Here is a 24,103-nt window from a genome sequence, read left to right on the forward strand (position 1 = left end):
GGATGGACCGAACATGAACACGAATCCCACCGAACCGAGACGCGACGCGCAGGTTGCACACCTGCCGCTTCCGTCGCCCATGCGGGAGGCGCACGCGAAGCCGGGCGCGCAACTGCCGGCGGCGCCGCGCTCGCTCGAGGAAACCGGACTGAGCCAGGCGTTCATCGCAGGGCTCGTGCTGAAGTCGACGCTGGTGCTCGGCCGCCCGTCCTACGGCGACCTGATCGAGCGTCACTGTCTCCCGCTCGCCGTGCTCGACGACATCTTCGCGTTCCTGGTGCGCGAGCATCTGGTCGAACTGACCCATCGCGGCAAGACGGACCTCGACGTGACGTTCCGCCTGACCGAGGCAGGCCGCCTGGCCGCGCTCGAAGAGCGCGCGCGCAGCAGCTACAGCGGCCCTGCGCCGGTGACGCTCGACGCGTATCTCGACTGCGTGTCCACCCATTCGGTGCGCAAGCTGCGCGTGGCCCAGAACGACGTGTGGGCCGTCTTCGACGGCGTCGTCATGGATACGGCGATCCTCGATTCGGCGGCCGCCGCGCTGAACTCCGGCCGTCCGCTTCTGATCTACGGCCCGGCCGGCAGCGGCAAGACGTTCCTCGCGGAGCGGCTCGGCGCGCTGATGGGCGGCCACGTGCCGGTGCCGTACGCCATTTGCGCCGCCGGCGAAGTGATCCAGATCTACGACCCGCTCGTGCATGTCGATGCGGCAGCGCAAGCGGACGGCCAATCGGTCGATCGCCGCTGGCGCCTGTGCGAGCGGCCGGTCGTGATGTCCGGCGGCGAGCTGACGCTCGACGAGCTCGACCTGCGCCGCGATGACGCGGCGGGCTTCTACCAGGCGCCGCCGCACATGAAGGCGAACATGGGCATGTACATCGTCGACGATCTCGGCCGCCAGCGTGTCGAGCCGCGCGACCTGCTCAACCGCTGGCTGCGCCCGCTCGATCGCGGCGTCGATTTCCTGACGCTCGAGTCAGGCAACCGCTTCGTGCTGCCGTTCGACGTCTGGCCGGTGTTCTCGAGCAACCTGGCGCCGGAGCAGTTCGCCGACGATGCATTCCTGCGCCGGCTCGGTTCCAAGCTTCACGTCGGCGCATTGTCGATCGACCACTACCGCGCGGTGTTCGACGCCGCATGTGCGTCGCTCGGCCTGGTATCGACGCAGGACGCATTCGACTATCTGCTGCACCGGCTGCACCTGCCGACCGGCAAGGCCTATCTCGCATGCTTCCCGTTGGATCTGCTGCGCCTCGTCGCCGCCGGCGCGCGGTATCGCGGCGATCCGCTCGAAGTGACGCACGACGCGCTGCACGACGCATGGGCCAGCTATTTCGGCACGGCGCCCGAGCGCGACGGCGTGTATCTGCCGCCTGCCGACCACGGCGGTCGCACGCACGTAACCGGTTGAGCCGTTTCTTTCACGATTCGTTGAGGAGCATTGCCATGAAAAACAGTCGAGCGCTCATGATGCTGATCGTCGCGATGGTCGCGGGGCTTGCCGCGGTCGTGTTCGCGTCCCGCTGGTTGATGAATACCTCCAGCAGCTCGATCACGTCGGTCGCGGTGGCGACCACCGACCTGAACCTGGGCGAGCCGCTCGGGCCGAACCAGATCCATATGGTGAGCTGGCCGTCGGGCAGCGTGCCGACCGGCGCGTTCACCGACACGAAGGAACTCGAAGGGCGCGTCGTGCGCACGAGCCTCGCCCGCGGCGAGCCGGTGATCGAGTCGAAGCTCGCGCCGGTCGGCACGAAGGGCGGGCTGTCCGCGGTGATCGCCGACGGCAGCCGCGCGATTACCGTGCGGGTGAACGATGTGGTCGGCGTCGCGGGCTTCGCGCTGCCGGGCAACTACGTCGACGTGATCGTCAACACGCAGGAACAGCAAGGCAAGACCGACGGGCAGAGCATCTCCAAGATCGTGCTCGAGCACATCCTCGTGCTGGCCGTCGCGCAGCAGGTCAGCCGCGACGACACCGCACCGAAGGTCGTCAACGCGGTGACGCTCGAAGTCACGCCCGACCAGGCCGAGCGCCTCGACCTCGCGCGTAGCGTCGGCACGCTGTCGCTCGTGCTGCGCAACCAGGTCGACCAGAAGACGCTGACCACCGACGGCGCGACCAAGCTCACGCTGCTCGGCAAGGCACCGGTACCCGAAGCGCCCGCACCCGCGCCGGTGAAGACCGTGCGCGTGCGTGTCGCATCCCATGCGGCACCGGGAGCACGCCGCGATTGCGTCGGGGTGCTGACCGGGGTACACGGCAGCGTCGAATGTTTCTGAATTCGTAGAACACGTGCAAATAACCACATTAACCAGATCGGCCGCCGTCAGGGCACGGCGGCCTTGAAAGTCGACAACCGGCGCCTCGCCGGTCACTCGGGGGATCAGACGAAATGAAGATCAATCCGCAACATTCAGGTACCGGCCCGGTGCGCACGCGTATCGCACGGGGCGCGATGATGGCCGCGATCCTCTGTGCCGGAACGCTGACCGTATACAGCGCACTGGCCCAGGAAGCCGCCGAATCGGCCGCGCTGATGAAGGGCGGTGCAGCCGCGCCGGCGGCGGCCGCCAAGGGGCCGATGCAGATGACGATCAGCATGACGCCGACTCCGGCCGCCGCGCCCGCCGCGGCGCCGGGGCCGCTGCGCGGGCCGAACTGCGTGGGCGCGGTACGCGAGTCGACCAGCGTCAGCGTGCCGCTCGGCAAGTCGCTGCTGGTGCCGATGCCGGAGCCGGTCCGCAACCGGACCATCGGCAACCCGGCCGTCGCGCAGGCGACGATGGTGTCGCCGCAGACGCTGTACATCCTCGGGCTGTCGGTCGGCACGACCAACATGATCGTGCAGGGGCGCAGCGGTGCGTGCCGCGTGATCGACGTGGCAGTCGGCGCGGACGCCGGCGGCCTGCAGGCGTCGCTGATGCAGCTGATGCCGAACGAACACGACATTCACGTGTCGACCGCCGCCGGCACGATCGTGCTGGCAGGCAACGTATCGAACTCGCAGGCCGCGCAGCAGGCGGTGCAGATCGCCCGTGCGTACAGCGACAGCGCCGGCGACGGCGGCGGCAAGGGCGCCGGCGTGCTGAACATGCTGGCCGTCACGTCGCCGCAGCAGGTGATGCTCGAGGTGAAGGTCGCCGAAGTGTCGAAGACGCTGATCAACCAGATGGGCAGCGCGTTCAACATCCAGGGCGGCTTCGGCTCGTGGAGCGGCGCGCTCGTCAGCAACCTGCTCGCGGGCGTCGCAAGCGGCGCGGTGTTCAACAAGGCGAACAACAGGCCGTTCAGCATCGCGGCCGATGTGCAGAACACCGACAACCTCGTCAAGATCCTCGCGGAACCGAATCTCGTGACGATCAGCGGGCAGGAGGCGACGTTCCTCGCCGGCGGCAGGATCTTCATCCCGGTGCCGCAAAGCAGCGGCAATGGCACGTCGTCGATCACGCTGCAGGAAGAGGAATTCGGCGTCGCGCTGAAGTTCACGCCGACGGTGCTCGGGAACGGCCGGATCAGCCTGAAGGTCGCGCCGGAAGTGTCGGAACTGTCGCAGACGGGCGTGACGCTGAGCGCATCCAACATCGGCGGCACGTCGATCCTGCCGCTGATCACGACGCGGCGCGCGTCGACGACGGTCCAGATGGGCGACGGCGAGTCGTTCGCGATCGGCGGGCTGATCAAGGACAACGGGACCGGTGCGCTGAAGGCGATCCCGGGTGTCGGTGAAGTACCGGTGCTCGGCGCGCTGTTCCGCAGCACGTCGTTCCAGCAGGATCGCACCGAGCTGATCTTCGTGATCACGCCGCACCTGGTGAGGCCGCTGCAGACCGCCGACGTGCCGCTGCCGACCGACAGCTTCTCGAAGCCGAACGAGGCCGACGTGTATGCGACCGGCAACATGGAAGGCCGCAAGGGTGTCCGCCGGGCGGGCGCACAACCGGCGAGCGGCGCGATGGATGCACCGCAGACGCCGGCTCCCGCACCTGCTCCGGCGCCGCAATCGGCTGAGCCGGCCGCACCGGCCGCCGCATTGCCCGCACCGCGTGCGCCGCAGCCCGCCGATGCACCGGCGCCGGTGCCGGCGGAGCCGCAGAAGGCCGCGGCGGCCGACGCGGCAGGAGCGGTGAGCGCCGAACCGGCGCCGGCCGCGCAGCCGCAAGAGCAACCGCAGTCGCAGCCGCAACAGCAGTCGCAGCCGCAGGCCGAAGCGGCCACCGCGGCTACCGCGGCGCGGATCGCGCGCATCGAAGCGGCTGCCGCGCGTCTCGCGGCCGCCGGCTCCGCCGCGCCGGCAAAACCCGCGCCGCGTTCGAAGCACGGCTTGCCGGCCGCCGCGCACGCGCAGATCGCGCGGGCGGGCACGGAACCCCAGTCCACCGATCGTTGAAGCCATTCAAGGGGAAGCTCATGAAATCCGCCTACCTCGTATTCGTGCGCCGCGCGGCGCTCGCCGTCCCGCTCGCGTTCGCGCTCGCCGGCTGCATGTCGTCGACGCCGGTGTGGGACACCCGCTTCGGCGACTCGGTCCGCGCCGTCACGCAAGCCCAGATCATCGATCCGCATGCCGCCGAGCACGCGGCATCGACCCCGGGGGTCAACGGCAGCGCCGCCGCGTCCGCGCTCGACAACTACGAAAAGTCGTTCAAGCAGCCCGAGCCGAAAGCCAATGCCTTCGTAATCGGGATCGGCAAGTCGGCGCAGTAACACGCAGGCAAGCTCAGGGAGAACGCCATGTCCAGCGCAGCTCGTCATCCGAATCTCACGCGTCGCGGTATGCATCGCCAGCGAGGCGCCGTCGCGATCATCGTTGGTCTCGCACTGGCGGTGATGATCGGGTTCGTCGGTCTCGCGCTGGACCTCGGCAAGCTGTACGTCACGCGCAGCGAACTGCAGAACAGCGCCGACGCATGCGCGCTGTCCGCTGCGCGCGACCTTACGTCGGCCATCAGCCTGCAGGTCTCGGAAGCGGACGGCATCGCAGCCGGCCACTCGAATTTCGCGTTCTTTCAGCAGAACGCGGTACAGATGCAGACGGATTCGAACGTCACGTTCAGCGATTCGCTGACCAATCCGTTCCTGACCAAGACGGCGGTTACGACGCCGGCGAACATCAAGTACGTGAAGTGCACCGCGCAGTTGAGCAACATCGCGCACTGGTTCATCGAGGTGCTCAACACGATTCCCGGCGTGCGGGTCGCGAACGCGGCCCAGGTCGCGGCGAGCGCGATCGCGACGGTCGGCGCCGGGCAGACGGCCTGCGCGATTCCGGTGTTCGTGTGCCGTGCGGCTGCCGCCGCGCCCTACAAGGTCGGCGACTGGATCTCGTCGCCGTCCGGCTCGTCGTCGACTTACGGGCCCGGCAACTTCGGCTGGGCCGCGCTCGACGGTTCGACGAACGAGCCGACCATCGCCAACGAACTGTCCGGCAACACCTGCAACATCACGTCGCCGCCCGACCTCGGGTCGACGGGCCTGAAGTCCGCGTCGCTGCGTGCCTGGAACACCCGCTTCGGGATCTACACGAACGGCGCCAACGGCTCGAGCGGCCAGCCGGACTTCACCGGCTACGCGTACGTCGGCCCCAACTACGGGCCGCCGGGAACCGCGGGCATCGTCGGCGACGCATACACGCAGTTCGTGCTCGATCGCGCCAGCTTCAAGTCCTACCAGGGCGACGGCGCACCGCCCACCGGCAGCGGCATCTCGACCAACGGGACGGCGACGGCGAGCAATTACCAGACGTTCGGCGGCGACCGCCGGCTCGCGCTCGCACCGGAAGGCGACTGCTCGACGTTGTCGGGCAGCAGCAGCAAGCTTCACGTCACGCAGTGGGACTGCGTGCTGATGCTCGATCCGCTGCCGTTCAGCCCGGGCGCCGGCGGGGTGACGGCGCACCTCGAATACCTCGGCACGACGGCATCCGGCACGACGCCCTGCGCGACGCACGGCTTGCCGGGTACCGGAAGTTCGGCCGGCATCAAGGTGCCGATGCTCGTTCAATAGTGGAGACGCGATCATGAAAAGGCTCCCGATTCGCCGGTCACGCATGCGCGGTGTCGCCGCGGTCGAATTCGCGCTCGTGCTGATGCCGATGATCGTGCTCGCGACCGGCGTGGCCGAGTTCGGCCGCGCGATCTATCAGTACGAGACCCTCACCAAGGCGACGCGCAACGCGGCGCGCTACCTGTCGGTCTTTCTGCCGACCGACAGCGCGTATCCGCTCGCGGAGGCGCAGTGCCTGGTCGTGTACGGCAGCACCACGTGCGGCTCCGCCGGCACCGAGCTGGTGCCGGGGCTCACGACGTCGATGGTGATCGTCTGCGACGCCGCGCATTCGACCGATTGCGCCGATGCGTCCGACCCGCCGCAGTTCGCGAACCTGCCGACGTACGACTCGACCAACAACGCGGCAAGCGGCACGGCGACCGGCAGCATCAACGTCGTCGAGGTGAAGGTGAAGGGCTACCAGTACCAGCCGATTCCGGCCTACCCGGGGCTGTCCTCGATCACCTTCGGCAACATCGTCACCGTGATGAGGCAGGTGTCATGAACGCGCGCCCCTTTCCGCTGTTGCGCCGGCGCACTCAACGCGGCGCGACGATCGTCGAGTTCGCGCTGATCGCATCGATCCTGATCATGCTGCTGATCGGCGTGTTCGAATTCGGGCGCGTGCTGTTCTACTGGAACACCGCGACCGAGGCGATCCGGCTCGGCGCACGCACGGCGATCGTCTGCGACGTGAACGCCGCCGGCGTCGTGAAGCGCGTGAAGTCGCTGATGCCGATGCTGTCGAACGCGAACGTGTCGGTGAGCTACACGCCGTCGGGCTGCGACGTGAGCTCCTGCTCGTTCGTGACGGTCAGCATCACCAACGTGACGGTCAGAACGATGATTCCGATCGCGAACGTCTCGATCACGATGCCGTCGTTCACCACGACGCTGTCGCGGGAAAGCCTGAATTCGTCGACGGGCGGCACGGCCTGTCAATAATCGAACCGACGAGGCACAGTCATGATCAATATCCTCGTAGCTGCCGACGATACCGCCCGGCTCACGCAGATCGCGCGCCTGGTCACCGAGAGCGGACACTATCGCGTGACGCGCGCGCACGGACGGCCGTCCCAGATCGAGCATCGAACCGACGGGCTCGATTCGTTCGATATCCTGCTGATCGACGGCGCGACGACAGACGCGGCCGAGCTGTCGGCGCTCGAGCGGATCTGCCGGCTGCACCCGGGCCTGACCGGTATCCTGGTGACCGGGGATGCGGCGCCGCACGTGCTGCTGGACGCGATGCGCGCCGGCGCGCGCGACGTACTGCAGTGGCCGATCGACCCCGCGGCGCTCGCCCGCGCGCTCGAACGCGCGGCCGCGCAAAGCACGCGGCGCGACAGCGACGATACGCGCTTCGTGTCGTTCATGTCGTGCAAGGGAGGCGCGGGCACGAGCTTCGCCGCGAGCAACGTCGCGTACGAGATCGCCGAAGGCCACAAGCGCCGCGTGCTGCTGGTCGATCTGAACCAGCAGTTCGCGGATGCCGCGTTCCTCGTCAGCGACGAGACGCCGCCGTCGACGCTGCCGCAGCTGTGCGCGCAGATCGAACGGCTCGACGGCGCGTTTCTCGACGCGAGCGTCGCGCACGTGACGTCGACGTTTCACGTGCTCGCCGGCGCGGGCGACCCGGTCAAGGCCGCGGAGATGCGCGAGGACGCGCTCGAATGGATCCTCGGCGTCGCGGCGCCGCGTTACGACTTCGTGATCTTCGACATCGGCGTCAGCATCAATCCGCTGTCGATGATCGCGCTGGATCGAAGCGACCAGATCCAGCTCGTGCTGCAGCCCACGATGCCGCACGTGCGCGCGGGCCGCCGGTTGCTGGAGATTCTCGTGTCGCTCGGCTACCCGACCGACCAGTTGCGGCTGGTGGTGAACCGGATGACGCGAGCGAGCGAGCGGTCTCGTGCCGCGCTCGAGGAAGTGCTCGGGCTGCACGCCAGCAGCACGATACCCGACGACGCCGACACCGTGCGCGAAGCGCTCGACCAGGGGCATCCGGCCTCGCGCGTCGCGCGCGGCGCGGCGGTCACGCGTGCGTTGCAGGCGTGTGCGAAGCAGATCGTCGAAGGGGACGTGCGCACCAGGCACGGCACGTCCAGCAGCGAACCGTTGATGTCCCGGCTGTTCGGCCGCAAGGCCACGCCGAAGCTCAAGTCCATGTGAATCTTGCGGGGAAACCATCATGTCATTGCGCGAACAGATGTCCTTGTACCGGACGCAGCCGCAGGCTGCGGGCACCGAACCGGCAGGTGCGATGCATTCGTCGGTACGCAACGCCTACCAGAAGCTGCGCCGCGAAATTCACCTGGCGGTGCTCGAACGCGTCGAGCTGGAGCGTCTGTCGCGCCTGCCGCAGGAACAGGTCCGGCAGGAAATCTCGGCGCTGATCTCGCGCATCCTCGACGAGGAGCGCCTGCTCGCGAACGACATCGAGCGGCGCCAGCTCGCGATCGACGTGTACGACGAGATGTTCGGTTTCGGCCCGCTCGAGGCGCTGCTGCGCGACCCCGGCATCTCCGACATCCTCGTGAACACGTACCGGCAGGTCTACGTCGAGCGTGCCGGCCAGCTCGAGCTGACCGACGTGACGTTCTACGACGACGCGCACCTGATGAAGGTGATCGAGAAGATCGTGTCGCGGGTCGGGCGCCGCATCGACGAATCGACTCCGATGGTCGATGCGCGTCTGCCGGACGGCTCGCGCGTGAACGCGATCATTCCGCCGTCGGCGATCGACGGGCCGCTGATGTCGATCCGGCGCTTCGCGGTCAACCCGCTGAAGATGGACGACCTCGTGAGTTACCAGAGCCTAACGCCGCCGATGGCGGAACTGCTCGATGCGCTGGCCCAGGCGAAAGTGAACGTGCTCGTGTCGGGCGGCACCGGCAGCGGCAAGACGACGCTGCTCAACATCCTGTCGGGCTTCATTCCGCGTTCGGAACGGATCGTGACGATCGAGGATGCGGCCGAGCTGCAACTGCAGCAGCCGCATGTGCTGCGGCTCGAAACGCGGCCGCCGAACATCGAGGGCAAGGGCGAGATCACGCAACGCACGCTCGTGCGCAATGCGCTGCGGATGCGGCCGGACCGGATCATTCTCGGCGAAGTGCGCGGCGCGGAAGCGCTCGACATGCTCAATGCGATGAACACCGGCCACGAAGGCTCGCTCGCGACGATCCACGCCAACACGCCGCGCGATGCGCTCACGCGGCTCGAGAACATGATCAGCGTCGGCGGCCTGACGCTGCCGCCGAAGACGATGCGCCAGCAGATCGCGTCGGCGATCTCGGTGGTGGTTCAGGCCACCCGGCTCACCGACGGCAAGCGCAAGATCGTCAGCATCCAGGAGCTGACCGGGATGGAGGGCGACATCATCAACATGCAGGAGATCTTCACGTTCAAGCGCACCGGCATGGATCGCGACGGCACGGTGCGCGGACACTTCTGCGCGACCGGCGTGCGGCCGAAGTTCGCCGAGCGGCTGCAGGCGTTCGGCATCAACCTGCCGGATTCGCTGTACGACCCGGCGCAGCGTTACGAGACGAAGTGACGACGCGCGGTCGTCTGATTCCGGGGAGGCCTCATGGACTCGATCTTTTACGGTTTTGTGATTCTGACCTTCGTCGCGGTCGTGCTCGCGATCGAGGGCGTCTATCAATGGTGGAACACGCGCCACGGTGCCGCGGCGCGCCGGATCGAATCGCGCCTGCGCGCGATGTCGGCCGGCGGCAGCGTGCAGCAGGAGCGGCTGTCGATTCTCAAGAAGCGGATGCTCGACGAGTCGAAGCCGTTCGACCGGCTGTTGTTGCGCATGCCGCGCGTGCAGTCGCTGGACCTCCTGCTGCAGCAGTCCGGGCTCGACTGGACGGTCGCGAAACTGGTCACGCTCTGCGCCGCATTCCCGGTGGCGACGATGCTGGCCCTGACCCTGACCGTGTTGCCGCTGATCATCGTGGTGCCGATTGCGCTGCTGACCGTATGCATCCCGGTAATGTACGTGATGCGGCATCGCAACCGGCGGATGCTCAAGCTCGAGCGCCAGCTGCCGGATGTCTGCGACATGATCGCGCGCGCGCTACGCTCCGGCCACTCGTTTACGAGCGCGCTCGGGATGGTCGGCGAGGAGTTTCCCGATCCGATGGGCAGTGAATTCAGGATCACGTTCGACGAGATCAATTACGGCGTATCGCTGCACGATGCGCTGGTGAACCTCGCCACGCGCGTGCCGGCCCATGACCTGCGCTACTTCGTGATCGCGGTGCTGATCCAGCGCGAGACCGGTGGCAACCTGGCCGAACTGCTCGACAGCATCGCGTCGCTGGTGCGCGAACGCTTCAAGCTGTTCGACAAGGTCCGCGTGCTGTCCGCGGAAGGGCGGTTGTCGGCCTGGATCCTTGGCCTGCTGCCGTTCGGTACCGCGGGCATGATGGCGGTGTTGAACCGCGAGTTCCTGTCGGTGCTCTGGGAGGATCCGGCCGGCATCAAGATGGTTGGCGTGATGCTCGGGTCGATGGTATTCGGCCTGCTGTGGATTCGCCGCATCATCCGCATTCGCGTCTGACGCGTGTCCCGGGCTTCACGAACCGAATCGAGGCTGTCATGCAAAACCTGAGCGTAGTACATACCGTGATGCTGGCCGGCTTGTTCCTTTTCGTCGCCGGCGGCGTGCTGGTCGCGATGCTGCTGTTCGCGCCGCGCAACATGGAGCGCCGGATCCAGCAGGCGAGCGGAGCGAGCGTGGGCATCGGCACCGGTGCGAACGACGGCGGCGGGCAAACATCGCACTGGGTCGCGAAACTCGTCGAACTGTCGAAACCGATTTCCCGGCTGTCGCTGCCGCAGGAGGGCTGGGAGAACTCGCCGCTGCGGATCCGGCTGATGAATGCCGGCTGGCGCGATGCGAACGCGGGCGCGCTTTACTTCGCGGCGAAGACGGTACTCGCGCTGGCGCTGCCGGGCGCTGCGCTGCTGGCGCTCGCCACGACCCGCCTCGCGGGTCAACGCATGCTGCTGTCGTTCGTCCTCGTGGCGCTCGCCGGGATCGGCTACTACGTGCCGAACGTGATCCTCCGGCGCCGGATCGCGAAGCGTCAGCAGGTGATCTTCGAGGACTTCCCGGATGCGCTCGACTTGCTGACCGTATGCGTCGAAGCAGGGCTCGGGCTCGATGCGGCGCTGATGAGGGTGAGCGAGGAGCTGCGCTTTCGCAGCGAAGTGGTCGCGGGCGAACTCGACTTGCTGCTGCTCGAGATGCGTTCCGGGTTCACGAAGGATACCGCGCTGCGCAACCTGGCGCTGCGGACCGGCGTCGAGGACATCGAATCGTTCTGCGCGATGCTGATCCAGGCCGATCGCTTCGGCACGAGCATCGCGGAATCGCTGCGCGTGCTCTCGGACATGCTGCGCACGCGGCGGCGGATGCGCGCCGAGGAGCGGGCCGCGAAGATCGCGCTGAAGCTGCTGTTTCCGCTCATCTTCTTCATCTTCCCGGCGCTGATGTGCGTGTTGCTCGGGCCGGCGATGATTCACGTGTATCGCGTGCTGCTGCCGACCTTCACCAGCATCGGGCAGTAAGCGGCGGCGGGGGGCCGCGCGAACCGGATGTGCGTGTCGGCCCGGCGTCGCCGGCCGGCACGGTCATCGTCTTCATGGGAGGCTCCTTCTCCCCCCGGGCGGCGCCGCGAGACAGGTCGATCATAGCGGCGTCAACGCAACCCGGACCCATGGTCGGCCATGGACGCAGCCGTAGTCCACTGCCCGCGCGGGTGGCCCCCTACGGCTTCCCCTCAAGGCCGCCCCTCGCTCGGCACATCGGCCGCCTTGCTGAGCTCGCCCATGATGATCCGTGCGATCTCGTTGGCCGGTGCGCGTCCGTCCGGGCCGGACGCCGTGTTCGCCCACGTGACGATCGTCGTCTTCGTTGCCGGATCGTAGCCCGCGAACGTATTGAAACCCGGTATTTCCCCGGTGTGCCCGTAGAACGTGCCGAACTTCGCGAGCCCCATGCAGTAGCTCGCCGACGCCGGATTCGACGGATCGATCGGCGTGCAGCTCGCGAGGCGTTGCGCCTGCAGGTCCGCATTCAGGTAGCCGCCGCCGACCATCCGCTGCACGTACGCACCCAGTTCGGCCGCGGTCGAGATGCCGGAGCCGGCCGTCCATGCCCACGACGTATTGACCGTCGTCACGTCGGCCGGCTGCAGCGTGCCGTTCTTCGCGGCGGCCTGGCGCGTGGGAGACAGCGCGTCGCCGTCGATCGTCTCCACGTTGGTGCCCCATTGATAACCGCGCGGCGCCGGCGCGGGCAGCGCCGTGTTGTCCTGCGGCGGCAGCGATGTCTCGGTCAGCCCGAGCGGCGCGAACAGCCGCGTCCGGATCGCATCGGCGGCGCTCATGCCGGTGCGCTGCTCGATGATCAGGCCGAGCAGCACCGTATTCGTGTTCGAGTAGCGAAAATCCGCGCCCGGCGAGAAATAGACGGGCTGGTTCTCCGCGATACCCAGCAGTTCGTCGACGGTCCACACCTTGTCCGGCTGCATGTCGAGCGACTGGTTGAACGCAAGGCTGGTCGAGTAGTTGTAGAGACCGCTGCGCATCGTCAGCAACTGCTCGATCGTGATCGTGTCGCCGTTCGGCACGTTCCCGACGTACTGGCTGACATGATCGGTCAGGCGCAGCCTGCCTTCCTGCACGAGTTGCAGGATCACGGTGCCCGTCCACGTCTTCGTCACGCTGCCGATGCGAAAGTGCGCGTTCGTCGGGATCGGCGAGTTCGTGCCGCGCACGGCCGTGCCGAACGACGCGAGCCAGTTGCCTTGCGGCGACTGCACGTAGACGACCGCGCCGGGCGTCATCGTGCTCGCGAGCAGCGCATTGATCTGCGGGCGCGCCTGGGTGGCGTAGGCAGGCTCGTCGCTGTTCAGCGAGCTGTCGCCGCCGCAGGCGGAAACGGCGATGCCGACGGCCAGCGCCGGTGCAACCGTCGCCAAGTGATGCACCAGCCGCTGCGCGGCGCGCGGGAAAAGCCGGGGAGGAGCAGAGGTCGCCATCGCGTGTTCCCTTCCTTGTTGTGTTTAAGTGGTCTCCTTGCATCCCCGAAACTATAGGACACGCAACCGGGCTCCGAAGGTGCGCGATGCATTCGTCATACGATATCGGCCGGCAAGGCCGGCCTGGTTTGCGCGTCACTGAAAATGATGCACGTACCGCAACACCATCCGCGAACCCTGCGGCCGGTTGCGCGCAAGGACCTCGAAGTACGCGTTGAACAGCAGGTGATCCTGCGGCGAAAAACTGACCATCGCGCCGGGCCCGATCGCGAGCACGGCTTCCCGTGTGCCGGACACGTCCTGCCCGTTCACTTTCATGTCGGTGGTCTGGCGCAGCCAGTAGCCGTTGAGCCCCAACCGCAGCCCGGGCCGCACTTCGTACTCGGTCGCGAAGTTCGCATGAACGGCCTGGCCGGCCTGCGTCGACGTCACGTCGGGTCCGAGCGCGGTCGCCGGCTCGTGATTGGTCGCATTCCACAAATAGTGCAGGCGCCACGACACGGTCCACTTCGGCGTGACCCAGAACGTCGCGGCCCAGTACGGATCGAACGACCAGAAATGGCTGCCCGGATTGATCGCCCGCGCCGGGTCGTATGCGCCGGTCGGCGCGATGAACTGGAATTCCACCCGCTGCGCGAAGCGCGGCCCCTGCGGGCCCATCACCGGATCGAACTGGATGAACGGGCCGATCAGCAGGTCGCCGAACCCGGCCCGCGAATTCAGCGCGACGTTGCCGATTCCGTCGTTCGTGTGCACGGACGCCACCCACGGCAGGATCACGTCGAGCCCCGGATGCATGCCGCCGAACGCCAGCGGCGACTGGTAGACGAGCTGGCTCAGCCCTGCGAACAGGTCGATGTCCTGCTTCGGCAGCCCGACCTTGTTGCCGGCATTGTCGTTGACGCGTCCGGCCGTGTAGTACTCGAGATACTGCGTGCCGTACCAGCCGGCACCGGCCGGCGGCATCCCGTCGAGGAAGCTGGTCATCCCCAGGTTGACCGATGGCAGGTCGGTCGCATGCGCCGGCACGTGCCCGGTCAGGCCGAAGCACACGAGGCCTGCGATCGCAAGCAGGCGAGAGCCGCAATTCATCATCACCACCTCCTGAATATTTGTTTGTATAACTAATCAAGCGGCACGAGAAAGATCGGGGTGTGCCGAGATCGCGCGATACTGGCCCGCATGGAACACGAGCGGTGCATGGCCGAACGCATCGAATGCCTCGATCTGGCCGATGAACAGCAGGTGGTCGCCGCCTTCGTAATGGCCGACATGGCGGCACACGAAACGCGCGCTTGCGCCGTCGAGACAGGGCACGCCGCCCGCATCGGCATCCACGTGCGGCACGCCGTCGAACTTGTCGGCGCTCGGCGTCGCGAAACGGCGCGACAGTTCGATCTGGTCGTGCGCGAGGATATTGATCGCGAAGTGCGTGGCCGCGACGAAATCCGGACGGCTCGGCGCGACCTTGCGCAGGCTCCACAGCACGAGCGGCGGATCGAGCGACAGCGACGAGAACGAATTGGCGGTGAGGCCGACCTTGCGCCCGTCCGGCGCGCGCGTGGTGATCACGGTGACGCCGGTCGGAAACTGCCCGAATGCGGCGCGCAATTGCTGCGGGTCGAGGCCCGGATTGCCGGAAGCGGTGGCGTTCATGTCGCTTACTCCGAACGTGCGGCGTGTTCGCGGATCAGCGCGGCGCAGGCCGCCGGCTCGAACCACCACGGCGCGAACCGGCGCGGATCGTCGAAGCCGTCGACGATCGTCGCGGCGAGCGACGGCAGCTGGCCGGCGGCGCCGAGCAGCTCGAGGATGTGCGGCGGCGGCGGCGTGAGCAGCGAGTTGGTCCAGCGCACGACGTGCTGTGCGTAGGCCCAGTAGCGTTCGAACGTGTCGTGCATCCAGGTTTCGTCGAACGGCTCGGCTTCGCGTGCGAGGATTGCGTCGCCGTACACCTTCGCGCATTTCGCCGCATTGTTCGAACCCTGGCCGGTGATCGGATCGTTGACGACCACCGCATCGGCCATGCCGAACACGGTGCGGCCCGACGGCAGGCGGAAGAACGGCTTGCGCACGGTCGGCGTGAAGCGCCCGGACAGCGTGCCGTTCGGATCGGTCAGCGCAACGTCGCGGCAGCGCTCGAATTCCCACGGCACGTACTGCTGCAGGAACGACAGGCTGCGGTCGAGATGCTGCTCGGGCGTCTTCACGTCGGCCCAGCAGTCGAGCGGGCCGCCGGGGATCCCTTCGAACACCATGATTTCGCACGGGCCCGTCGTGGTCAGCGCCGGAAACACGAAGTATTCGCCGATCCCGGGCAGCAGGTTGAAGCGCACGCGCGAATACGGCTCGCTAGGCGTCATGCCCGTCACGTAGGTGAGGGCCAGCGCGCGTTGCGGGCGCTCGAACGCGCTGCGTGCGTCGTCGCGGCCGAGCAGGTTCACGATTTCGCCCTTGCCGGCCGCGAGCAGCACGAGATCGTGGCTGCGTGCGAGCGCCTCGAGCTCCGGCACGCAGACGTCGCAGATGCGCACGTCGGCACCGCGGCGCCGGATCGCGTCGAGCCAGTCGGCCATCTTCACGCGCTGGTCGACCGATTGCGCGTAGCGGGTCAGCCGCGACGACCAGTCGATCGCCTTGCGACCGTTGCCTTGCGGATGCGGCACCGCGATGCCGATGCCGTCGATGGACGGGCACGCTTCTTCCCAGGCGTTCAGGCCGAGATCGCGTTCGATCTGCAGTGCGGTATGGAACATGCACTGGCTCGACATGACCTTGCCGGCGCGAATCTGTTGCGCGTCGCGATTGGTCGCGAGCGTGACGTGATAGCCGTGGTCGAGCAGCATGAAGGCGAGTTGCAGGCCGGACTGGCCGGCGCCGACGATAGCGATGCGTTTCATGATGCAATCCTTTGCATGACGAATTAAATGGAGTGGAATGTGGGCGGGAAGGAACGGCCGGCGGTTATTCGGCCAACCTCGGAATCGCCGGCACCGCCTGCTCGGGGCCCATCGCGGAGTAGCCGCCGTCCACCGCGTAGTCGGCGCCCGTCACGAAGCTCGCCGCATCGCTGCACAGGAACGTGACGACCTGCGCGACTTCCGACGGATCGCCCACGCGCCCGAGCAGATGAAATGGTGCGGCCACGCGATCGGTTTTCGCGCGGTCGCCGTGCGTGAGCTCGTCCATCACGCGCGACCACGTCCAGCCCGGCGACACCGAGTTGACGCGAATCCGGTCGGCGGCGAGATCCATCGCCATGCTGCGCGTGAGCTGGCGCATCGCGGCCTTGGATGTGGGATAGAGCCAGCGGCCGGTCTGCGCGCATTGCGCGGAGATCGAGCTGAAGTTCACGATCGCGCCGCCGCCGCGCCGGGTCAGGTAAGGGTGCACGGCCTTCACGAGCATCGCGGCCGAGACGACGTTGACGTCCATCGCCGCGAGCCAGTCGTTGCGCGTGGCCTGGATGCCGTTGTCGACGTAGCTGCACGCGAGGTTGATCAGCAGGTCGATCGAGCCGAAGCGTTCGGCGACGGCCGATACCGCGCGCTCGATCGCGCGGTCGTCGGTGATGTCGGTCGCGATGAACGTGCCGCGTTCGCCGAGTGTAGCGGCGACGCGTGCGCCGTTCTCCGCGTCGAGATCGAGGATCGCGACGCACGCGCCGGCGCGGCTCAGGTCCTGCGCGACGGCGGCGCCGATCAGCGTGGCGCCGCCGGTGACGATCGCGACTTTGCCAGCAAGGGCAGTCATGGGGAGTCTCCTGGAATGATTGAGCGCAGGCGGCGCGCGTTCGACGTGCCGCCCGGGTATCCGTCGATTACGCGCTGTTGCGCCAGCGCTGCATCAGCCCGTTGGACGGCACGGTTTCGTCGAGCAGCTTGCGCGCCGTTTCGACACCGGCGACGGGCAGCCCGGCCGCGTCGAGCAGGCCGACCTGCACGAGCACGCTCGCCTGGTCCCAATAGATGTGCTCGTGATACAGCTTGTCGCCGCGGAACTTGACGATCGCGACGAGCGGGATCTCGACGCGCTTGCCGGTCGGCGCGACGCCGGGCAGCATCCAGTCGATCTCGGTCGTGTGCGTGAAGCAGAACAGCAGTTCGTCGACGATCTGGCTCGCGCCGATCGTGCGCGAGATCGGCGTGATCGTGGTGTCCGGCGGGTTCGCATGCACGAAGTGATGCGTGTAGAAGCGCTTGAGTTCGTCGTAGCCGACGCCGCCCGTCAGTGTCGGAATATGGTTCACGTAAGGCTGCGCGACCATCGTATCCATCGTCGCGTCGACGTTGCGCGTGTCGAATTCGTGCCGGAGATGTTCTTCCCACAGCGCGGACAGGTCGTAGCGCGGGCCGAGCGCCGCGCGGAACGCGGCGATCGCGCGCTGATGCGCCATCACCGCGGCCGCCTTGTCGAAATGATCGCCGCCGACGCGTGCAAACGCATGATCGACGTCCGGGTAGACATACACTTCCACGCCGTCGCGCCCCGCGAGCGCCGCGGCGATGCGTTGCTGCGCGTCGGGCGGACAGAAGCGGTCCTGCGCGGGAATCTGCAGCACGAGCCGGCCGCGCAGACGAGCGGCCTCGTCGAGCGCGTGTTCGATGCCCACGCCGTAATAGCTGACCGCGGCGGCCACGTCCGGCAGGCGGCACGCGGCGAGATACGCGAGCTTGCCGCCGAGGCAGTAGCCGAGCACGCCGGCCTGGCCCGTGCATTCCGGCCGTTGCGTGAGCACGGCCAGCGCGGCGGCGATGTCCTCGACGCCCTTGTTTTCGTCGTATTCGCGGTACAGCGCCATCGCACGCTCGAAGTCGGCGGCGGTGTAACCGAGTTCGATGCCGGGCGCCTGGCGCCAGAACAGGTCAGGCACGAGCACCGTGTAGCCTTCTTCGGCGTAGTAATCGGCCACGTCGCGCATCGTCGCGTTCGCGCCGAAGATCTCGTGGCACAGCACGATGCCCGGCCCCGTGCCGCCGGCCGGCGTGCTCAGGTACGCGCGAAACGCGCCGCCGTCCGGCGACGGGATCTCGATGTGTCGTCCTTGCATGTGTCTCTCCATTCTGTTCGTGACTGGCATGGGCCCAGTATTGGCGGACGAAACGCGCGCTTCTATCCGCTTTCTTCGACCGGTATCCGCGAATTCCGGAAACCTGCGGACCGGCCCGCCGCAGCGGGGCCGGGCACGGCGCTCTGCGGGTTTGTGCGGATGCGGAAGCGCCGCACAGTTTTCTACGATGCGCGAACGGTCCGCTTCTTGCATCGGGTGCGCAGGGCTTGCGTAGTGTAGCGAGGCGGACTGTCCGGATACTCCGGCCGCTATCCGGATCGTGCGACGGGATTCCCCGGAATCGGGAACGCGTGCACAGCGCAAGTGTGATCGAGCACGACGGGAGAACTTCGATGGGGCAATTTTCCGGAGCGGGCTGGCTGGGTGACGCCGCCTGTTTCAATCACGACACGCTGCTGCTGCAGTCGGATGACCTCGACGAGGTGCGCGCGCGGGTAGCGGACGTGTTCAAGCCGCATCGGCTCACGCTGACCGGCGATTCGCGCGCGCTGCACAGCCGCATGCACCATGCTCGCTGGGGCAACCTGTCGCTGAATCTGCTCGACTACGGTGGCGAGGTGTCCATCGAACCGGGGCCGCTCGAGCACTTCTATCTGTTGCAGATGCCGCTGCGCGGCGACGCCGAGATCGAGTGCGGCGCGACGCGCTTCGTGTCGTCGCCCGACACCGCGTCGCTGCTGTCGCCGACGCTGTCGCTCAGGATGCGGTGGGGCGAGGCGTGCCCGCAAGTGATCCTGCGGATCGAGCGCGAGGTGATGGAGCGGCATGCGCAGCGGCATTTCGGCGACGAGCGGCGCGCGCCGGTGGAGTTCGAGCCGGAATTCAGCCTGTCGTCGCAGCAGGGCGCGTGTCTCGCGCAGATGCTGCCGATGCTGGCCGACGCGATCGCGACGGACGGGCATCCGCTGCGCCATCCGCTCGCGTTCGAGCAACTCGAATCGACGCTGCTCAACCTGTTGCTGTACGGCCACCGGAACACCGCGCGCAACGGCACGCGCCACGCGCCGGCGCCGCTCGCGCCGTTCTACGTGCGGCGCGTCGAGGAATACATCCGCGCGCATCTCGACGAGCCGCTGACGATCGAACGGCTCGCCGAACTCGCGGGCGTCAGCCCGAGCACGCTGTTCGCCGGCTTCCGCAATCGCCACGGCATCACGCCGATGGCATTCGTGCGCCAGTTGCGGATGCAACGTGTGCGCGATGAACTGCTCGACGATGCGACGCCCGGGCTCGCGTCGGTGACGGACATCGCGCTGAAATGGGGCTTCGCGCACCTCGGACGGTTCGCGATCGACTACAAGCGCGCGTTCGGGGAATCGCCGTCGGCCACGCTCCGGATGCGGCGCGTGCGGTGCTGACGGGGCAGCCGCGACACAGGCTCGCGGTCGAAAGCCGAGTCGCGCGCCGGTGTGGGCTCTCAGAAAAGATGTCATTGGCACCCTATATAAATCAATGGCTTGGACATCTTTTTTGAGACGATCACATGCTCACCGTCTCAGAAAGGGTGTCCTTGGGCACGGAAATTCTCAGAAAAGTTGTCCTTGGAAGCATCGGTTGCCTGCGTTCGCGCATTCCGTTGGAACCGAGCGGTGAATGCCGTCGATCAAATCTGCACCAAATCTCGACCGAAACCTGTCCACCTCATCAGTCACAGCTAAGGCCTGCGCCCCAGATCCTTGGATATGGGGCGCGACCGATAAGGTGGAGGTCGAGCGTACCTTCCCCAGGATCGTGCATGTGGAGGCGGTTCGTCCGCGCGGCGTGGCGCAGGACTTGTGAATCCTTCCGCAAAGACGCCTAGAATTCAGTCATGGCTGCATTCCACATTCACAAGGAGGCTGTCATGACTCAGTCGATGATTGGTTGGGTGGTTGGTCTTGCGGTGGTCGCGGTGGTTGCAGTCGCGTTGGCGCGCCGTTACCAGAGCGAACATTCAAGTATGGAAGTCGTTCAGTGGCTGGACTCCCATCACTTGGGGTGGATGCATCGCAAACATTGACCTCTCGGCGCTGGCGGCGATAAACCCCGCCTTGCCGAAGTTTACCGGGAGCCAAACACACGGATGCAGGCGGGCGGGTGAAGTCTGCCATGTCGTTGTCTCGCCAGGGGTCTTGGCAAGGAAGGCATCATGGATGATGAAGTGTGTACGACCCACACGCACGTGGCACGCCTTCGCGTGATGCAGACCACGTCTGGGCGCTATCGCGGAATCGTCCACTTGCACCGCATCGGAGAGGATCCCGGCACCTCTGATCAACACGATACCGAAGGGGATTTTGCATCGGACGTGGAGGCGCGTGACGCCGCACGAACGCTCGCACGCAGATTGCTCGAAGAGCAAATCCAGGGGCACGAAAAGGCGCAAGGCATCGATTGAATCTGCGTCGGCGGCCTGGTCGTTACGCAACGTCGATCGGCAACGCGACGTCCATCAGCGCGTAGCGCGCCAGTCGCACAATGCGGCCGCTCGTCCGTTGATCTGCCTTGAGAGCACGGGACAGAAAGGAATGTCGGCTTACGACGCGAGTTTCCCGTTGACCGGCAGCATGGCGTCGGCTCGCGCAATTTCGGATCGGGACGCACGTCTCCGATTGACGCGCGCTCCCATGCATTGCTGTTCAACAGAGAGCCGTATCAAAGAACTGCGTCGAACATCCAATGTTCGCCTCGGTTCTGATCGATGATGTCTTCTGCGTAACGTTGCGAAGCCCGGCGTGCGTCACCGGCACTGGCAAACGGCGAACCGTCGACAAGCTTGAAGGTCTGGCTCCGGGTCAGCGTGGTGTTAGTGCCACGCAGGCAAACCTTGACCGCCGCGTCGAAACCGGCTTCGTAGTTGTGAGTACGGCCAGCGCCTGTGTGAAAGTGAGGATAAATCAGCGGATATATTTCGAATCCGCGATAGGTACGCATACTCATGATGAACTCCCGGTGATTGATGGCTACGAATTGCGTAGAGGAGCGCAATCAATCCTGTATCGGCGCTACATGGTTAGCGTCGAACAAATCTGTTTCGAGGCACACCGGGCGAAGCCCGTTCGTCTTTGTGCCGGAAATTGATACGCCCTTTGGTGAGGTCATAGACCGACAATTCCAGCGTGACCCGGTCGCCGGCGAGAATACGAATGCGGTGTTTGCGCATGCGGCCCGATGCGTACGCCGCAACGACCGCGCCGTTTTCCAGGGTAACGCGAAACCTGCTGTCCGGGAGCACCTCATCCACGACGCCGTCCAATTCCAGTAACTCTTCCTTTGCCAAATCAATTTCTCCAATCAATGTGACGCGCCGCAATCGCAGCGGCGTGCGGAGATCCGGTCCCCGACAGTGAGCGGTTTCAGTGCAAATATCGAAAACGCGTATGCGTGGGGGCGCGTACCAACGCGACATGCGGGCCGCACCTCGTCCGGGCGTTAACGTGTCTCGTTATCGCGTCTCGGTGGAGCGCTTCGTCTCGCTCGATTTGGCGGGCGCAGAGGGTGCCTTCGGTGGCACCCAGTTCAGCGCCGCGCCGAGCACCGGCAAATCCGTGGCGCGCCGTGGTCTCGCGAGTGATCTTTTGTTGCGCAATTGACTCTTGGTCAAAGTTACCTCTGTATGCGTCGATCGCGAGCCCACGATGAATGAGCCGTCCGATCGTTCGCCACCGGATGCGCGGCATCCCCCACTTTCTTCCTTGGGGTGTACGTCTTGAGGCGAAACGGTAGCCGAAGCAGGACTGTCGGCGCCTGCGACGGATGCGAAAGATCCCCGACGATGACTGCGGGGCCGATCTTGCACGCAGGACCGACGAATGATGTGGATTACTGAGGAACGATGTTCGAGGCCTGCAGACCCTTGGGCCCGTGCTTCGTCTCGTAGCTGACCTTTTGACCTTCGGCCAGCGTCTTGAAGCCATCGCCGCGAATCTCCGAGAAGTGCGCGAACAGATCATCGCCGCCGCTGTCAGGCGTGATGAAGCCAAAACCCTTGTTGTCGTTGAACCACTTGACGGTACCGGTATCCATGGAAATTCTCCTGATATTGGACAAATGTATGCGCCCCGATAGGGGGGCACGAAAAAGGATCAAGGAGGGAGAGGACAACGAATACCGCGTTCCGCGGTCAGTGATGAGCAGCAATCGCGCTTCTTGAAGGCTTCAGACACCCACCCTACGCGGGGCCAAACACCCTGTCAAGCTGTTTCGGTCGGAGCATTTCGGGTGGCAGCGCAAGAACACGCCACGATCGGCGAGGCTCGCCCCGGTTGTATACCCTTGGCTCCGTGTTTTTGATTTGCTTCGAATGTCTAATTGAAATTTCGACGATACCGTCAGGGCACCATTTCCCCGCGTATCGGCGATTGTTCACACGCGGCTGAGCCGGTCCGTCCCGCGCCCAATCGGGGCGGCATGCCATGCGGCGGTTCGCGCAGAACTTTCGCTGTACAAGTTCGCCAATGGGCGTAGGATGGATTTGCTGACTGACTCGCTACCGATTCCCGCGCCACTCAAGGCGCCCCCCTCCGAACGTGATCGGGCCTCTCATCGAAACCGCGCAATGCGGACGAGCGCGCCGCGTATCGGCTGCGTATGCGAAGCGCCTGATCGATGCATGTCTACAGGACACGAGCGTGTTGGATAACGCGTCCTGATCTCTTCCTCGGTCCATCCTGTTTCTGCGTCCGCGGTGCCGCCCCAGACTCAAACACGCCTGGCGCATGGCGCGCCGGTAACGTCGGGAGGCTGGATATGAACAGGAAAGACCTGTTGAAATGGATTCGACGCGATGGTTCTGGTGTCATCGAACAGTTCCTGCCGTATGACGCTCGTGCCGAGATGGACGGCGTCATTCTCGATCGTCGTCATGAAATCGATGAGGATGCCTTCCTGATGTTTTTCTCGATCCGCGCGCTGTTGTGCAAAGGCGGAATGGCGAGCTGCGAATCGGACCAGGAAGCAGGCCGGATCATGGCACTCCTCGAGCTTTGACTGTTCTGGTCGCGACGATACGCTTCGCGGTGGCCACGGGCCCCGCAGCAACTGAAGGAGGAAGGAAAATGCAACTCGACTCAAACCGATTCCATATCGACCCGACACCGCGCAGGGCCGACGGGGAATACATGGCACACGCGCGGATCAGCATCGATCGTGCAGACGGCAGTGAGTGCGACGTTCAACTGAGCGGAGATCTGGCTGGCTTCGACGTGCGCGAGGATGCGATTGCCTTTGCGAAAAACTGGGCGCACGAATGGCTCGACGCGCATTTGGTCGACGATCTCCCCGCGTCGATGAATTGAAATTCGGGTGGCACGCCAGCCGCCCGAGCAATCGGGGCGTCGCCGGGATCGAGGCCGACGGCAATACATGCTGCTGCCAAAGCAGGCTGACGCGGTGTCGAAGGTCGGTCGAGAGGATGGCCATCCTTGGAGGGCCACGGACCAAGGCAGCAAGCGCGCCCTCCAACGGGCTCATCACCGCCAGATCGGGCCGCATGCGTTCCGCATCCTCGAAGTCCGCGACTCTCGTGAGCCGAACTTCCTCCCAAGTGCGGCGCGTCGCGTCGGGATATCATTCCAGTCGGTCGAAGGCACCTGCTTCGAGATCTTTCCTGAAATGCTGTAGCCAGTCGCTTTCGTCGCCGATCACGTATTCCTTCGTAATCCGCGTCGAGAGCCTGATGATGGTGACATAGCCCTGTAGACCGAGGTTCTCATCACCCTTCGGGTCGGTCGTATCCGTTTCCTGAAGATCGAAATCACCCTCTGCCAAGCCACGGCGCTCCAAGGTCGCCAGAAAGTCTCTGTGTTCATCCGGTTCGATCAGCCGCATATCCGGCCCCCTCGTGTTCAGCGGAGATGTCGCGCTGCTCTTTGTCACGGGGCCGACGGCACGCGTTCGAGCGTTGAAATCATGCACGTCGAACTCATGCGGAATACCTCA

The 24,103-nt window shown here is 65.8% G+C and carries 27 protein-coding genes; 17 read left to right on the top strand and 10 right to left on the bottom strand.

Translation table 11 applies throughout. The features are described from left to right. Positions 1–13 precede the first annotated feature (13 nt). The 11 genes from DID99_RS10570 (at position 14) to DID99_RS10620 (ending at position 11,638) form a co-directional block, all read left to right on the top strand. A complete protein-coding gene (locus DID99_RS10570) occupies positions 14–1,414 on the top strand; it encodes an ATP-binding protein (protein ID WP_124666616.1) in 1,401 nt (466 codons plus the stop codon). A gap of 35 nt (positions 1,415–1,449) precedes the next feature. After that, positions 1,450–2,286, top strand: coding sequence for a Flp pilus assembly protein CpaB (gene cpaB, locus DID99_RS10575; RefSeq protein WP_044844306.1), 837 nt, complete (start codon positions 1,450–1,452; stop codon positions 2,284–2,286). Positions 2,287–2,399: 113 nt separating this feature from the next. Beyond that, positions 2,400–4,394 carry a type II and III secretion system protein family protein gene (locus tag DID99_RS10580; protein WP_124666617.1) on the top strand — a complete coding sequence of 665 codons (1,995 nt, stop codon included), beginning with the start codon at positions 2,400–2,402 and terminating at the stop codon, positions 4,392–4,394. A 20-nt stretch (positions 4,395–4,414) separates the two neighbouring features. Next, complete coding sequence (locus DID99_RS10585; RefSeq protein ID WP_124666618.1) at positions 4,415–4,711, top strand: hypothetical protein; 297 nt, start codon at positions 4,415–4,417, stop codon at positions 4,709–4,711. Positions 4,712–4,738: 27 nt separating this feature from the next. Further along, the gene (locus DID99_RS10590; RefSeq protein WP_124666619.1) at positions 4,739–6,010 is read left to right on the top strand and encodes a pilus assembly protein TadG-related protein; all 1,272 of its coding nucleotides are present in this window, start codon (positions 4,739–4,741) and stop codon (positions 6,008–6,010) included. Positions 6,011–6,023: 13 nt separating this feature from the next. Further along, positions 6,024–6,557 carry a TadE/TadG family type IV pilus assembly protein gene (locus DID99_RS10595; RefSeq protein WP_124487327.1) on the top strand — a complete coding sequence of 178 codons (534 nt, stop codon included), beginning with the start codon at positions 6,024–6,026 and terminating at the stop codon, positions 6,555–6,557. Then, the gene (locus DID99_RS10600; RefSeq protein WP_124487326.1) at positions 6,554–6,997 is read left to right on the top strand and encodes a TadE/TadG family type IV pilus assembly protein; all 444 of its coding nucleotides are present in this window, start codon (positions 6,554–6,556) and stop codon (positions 6,995–6,997) included. Before DID99_RS10595 ends, DID99_RS10600 begins: the two co-directional genes overlap by 4 nt. Before the next feature lie 21 nt (positions 6,998–7,018). Beyond that, positions 7,019–8,227, top strand: a complete 1,209-nt coding sequence (locus DID99_RS10605; RefSeq protein WP_124666620.1) for an AAA family ATPase — start codon at positions 7,019–7,021, stop codon at positions 8,225–8,227. A gap of 19 nt (positions 8,228–8,246) precedes the next feature. Next, positions 8,247–9,614, top strand: coding sequence for a CpaF family protein (locus DID99_RS10610; RefSeq protein WP_124519891.1), 1,368 nt, complete (start codon positions 8,247–8,249; stop codon positions 9,612–9,614). Between the two features lie 33 nt (positions 9,615–9,647). Continuing rightward, entirely contained in the window at positions 9,648–10,625 is a 978-nt protein-coding gene (locus DID99_RS10615; protein ID WP_124570975.1) for a type II secretion system F family protein, read from the top strand. 38 nt (positions 10,626–10,663) lie between these two features. Further along, a complete protein-coding gene (locus tag DID99_RS10620) occupies positions 10,664–11,638 on the top strand; it encodes a type II secretion system F family protein (protein WP_124666621.1) in 975 nt (324 codons plus the stop codon). 212 nt (positions 11,639–11,850) lie between these two features. Here DID99_RS10620 and DID99_RS10625 read toward each other — a convergent pair whose 3' ends face one another. The 6 genes from DID99_RS10625 to DID99_RS10650 all read right to left on the bottom strand — a co-directional run bounded on the left by DID99_RS10625 (position 11,851) and on the right by DID99_RS10650 (position 18,163). Then, positions 11,851–13,113, bottom strand: a complete 1,263-nt coding sequence (locus DID99_RS10625; RefSeq protein WP_124666622.1) for a serine hydrolase — start codon at positions 13,111–13,113, stop codon at positions 11,851–11,853. Between the two features lie 135 nt (positions 13,114–13,248). Then, on the bottom strand, positions 13,249–14,208 hold the full coding sequence (locus DID99_RS10630) for a transporter (RefSeq protein WP_124529557.1): 960 nt from the start codon (positions 14,206–14,208) through the stop codon (positions 13,249–13,251). A 33-nt stretch (positions 14,209–14,241) separates the two neighbouring features. Next, a complete protein-coding gene (locus tag DID99_RS10635) occupies positions 14,242–14,769 on the bottom strand; it encodes a flavin reductase family protein (RefSeq protein ID WP_124487309.1) in 528 nt (175 codons plus the stop codon). Between the two features lie 5 nt (positions 14,770–14,774). Further along, positions 14,775–16,013: a styrene monooxygenase/indole monooxygenase family protein gene (locus tag DID99_RS10640; RefSeq protein WP_124666623.1), complete on the bottom strand. Its 1,239-nt coding sequence runs from the start codon at positions 16,011–16,013 to the stop codon at positions 14,775–14,777. A gap of 64 nt (positions 16,014–16,077) precedes the next feature. After that, positions 16,078–16,866: an SDR family oxidoreductase gene (locus DID99_RS10645; RefSeq protein WP_044844294.1), complete on the bottom strand. Its 789-nt coding sequence runs from the start codon at positions 16,864–16,866 to the stop codon at positions 16,078–16,080. Positions 16,867–16,933: 67 nt separating this feature from the next. After that, positions 16,934–18,163 (bottom strand): dienelactone hydrolase family protein, encoded by a 1,230-nt coding sequence (locus DID99_RS10650; protein WP_124666624.1) that lies wholly within the window; start codon positions 18,161–18,163, stop codon positions 16,934–16,936. A gap of 353 nt (positions 18,164–18,516) precedes the next feature. Here DID99_RS10650 and DID99_RS10655 point away from each other — a divergent pair, with 353 nt between their 5' ends. From DID99_RS10655 to DID99_RS10660, 3 genes are all read left to right on the top strand, one after another. Further along, complete coding sequence (locus DID99_RS10655) at positions 18,517–19,542, top strand: AraC family transcriptional regulator (RefSeq protein ID WP_124666625.1); 1,026 nt, start codon at positions 18,517–18,519, stop codon at positions 19,540–19,542. 485 nt (positions 19,543–20,027) lie between these two features. Further along, positions 20,028–20,183 carry a hypothetical protein gene (locus tag DID99_RS37200; protein WP_175804046.1) on the top strand — a complete coding sequence of 52 codons (156 nt, stop codon included), beginning with the start codon at positions 20,028–20,030 and terminating at the stop codon, positions 20,181–20,183. Positions 20,184–20,312: 129 nt separating this feature from the next. After that, positions 20,313–20,561 carry a hypothetical protein gene (locus DID99_RS10660; RefSeq protein WP_230944700.1) on the top strand — a complete coding sequence of 83 codons (249 nt, stop codon included), beginning with the start codon at positions 20,313–20,315 and terminating at the stop codon, positions 20,559–20,561. Between the two features lie 257 nt (positions 20,562–20,818). On the opposite strand, the gene DID99_RS10665 is transcribed toward DID99_RS10660, so the two are convergent. Together DID99_RS10665 and infA are read right to left on the bottom strand one after the other, a co-directional pair. Further along, the gene (locus DID99_RS10665) at positions 20,819–21,103 is read right to left on the bottom strand and encodes a hypothetical protein (protein WP_012339002.1); all 285 of its coding nucleotides are present in this window, start codon (positions 21,101–21,103) and stop codon (positions 20,819–20,821) included. A gap of 73 nt (positions 21,104–21,176) precedes the next feature. Then, on the bottom strand, positions 21,177–21,443 hold the full coding sequence (gene infA, locus DID99_RS10670; RefSeq protein WP_081067607.1) for a translation initiation factor IF-1: 267 nt from the start codon (positions 21,441–21,443) through the stop codon (positions 21,177–21,179). A 157-nt stretch (positions 21,444–21,600) separates the two neighbouring features. Between infA and DID99_RS37205 the strand changes: the two genes are divergently transcribed. Next, complete coding sequence (locus tag DID99_RS37205) at positions 21,601–21,756, top strand: hypothetical protein (RefSeq protein ID WP_185733755.1); 156 nt, start codon at positions 21,601–21,603, stop codon at positions 21,754–21,756. A 229-nt stretch (positions 21,757–21,985) separates the two neighbouring features. Here the strand turns inward: DID99_RS37205 and DID99_RS10675 are convergent, their stop codons facing one another. Further along, entirely contained in the window at positions 21,986–22,189 is a 204-nt protein-coding gene (locus DID99_RS10675) for a cold-shock protein (RefSeq protein WP_012339004.1), read from the bottom strand. Between the two features lie 723 nt (positions 22,190–22,912). On the opposite strand from DID99_RS10675, the gene DID99_RS10680 reads away from it, so the two are divergent. Both DID99_RS10680 and DID99_RS10685 read left to right on the top strand, forming a co-directional pair. Beyond that, positions 22,913–23,152: a hypothetical protein gene (locus tag DID99_RS10680; RefSeq protein WP_124666626.1), complete on the top strand. Its 240-nt coding sequence runs from the start codon at positions 22,913–22,915 to the stop codon at positions 23,150–23,152. A 68-nt stretch (positions 23,153–23,220) separates the two neighbouring features. Next, positions 23,221–23,460, top strand: coding sequence for a hypothetical protein (locus DID99_RS10685; protein WP_059890281.1), 240 nt, complete (start codon positions 23,221–23,223; stop codon positions 23,458–23,460). Between the two features lie 271 nt (positions 23,461–23,731). On the opposite strand, the gene DID99_RS10695 is transcribed toward DID99_RS10685, so the two are convergent. Beyond that, a complete protein-coding gene (locus tag DID99_RS10695) occupies positions 23,732–23,992 on the bottom strand; it encodes a transcriptional regulator (RefSeq protein ID WP_124666670.1) in 261 nt (86 codons plus the stop codon). Between the last annotated feature and the right edge of the window lie 111 nt (positions 23,993–24,103).

This window comes from Burkholderia sp. Bp8986, from assembly GCF_003854225.1.
Taxonomy (GTDB): Bacteria; Pseudomonadota; Gammaproteobacteria; order Burkholderiales; family Burkholderiaceae; genus Burkholderia.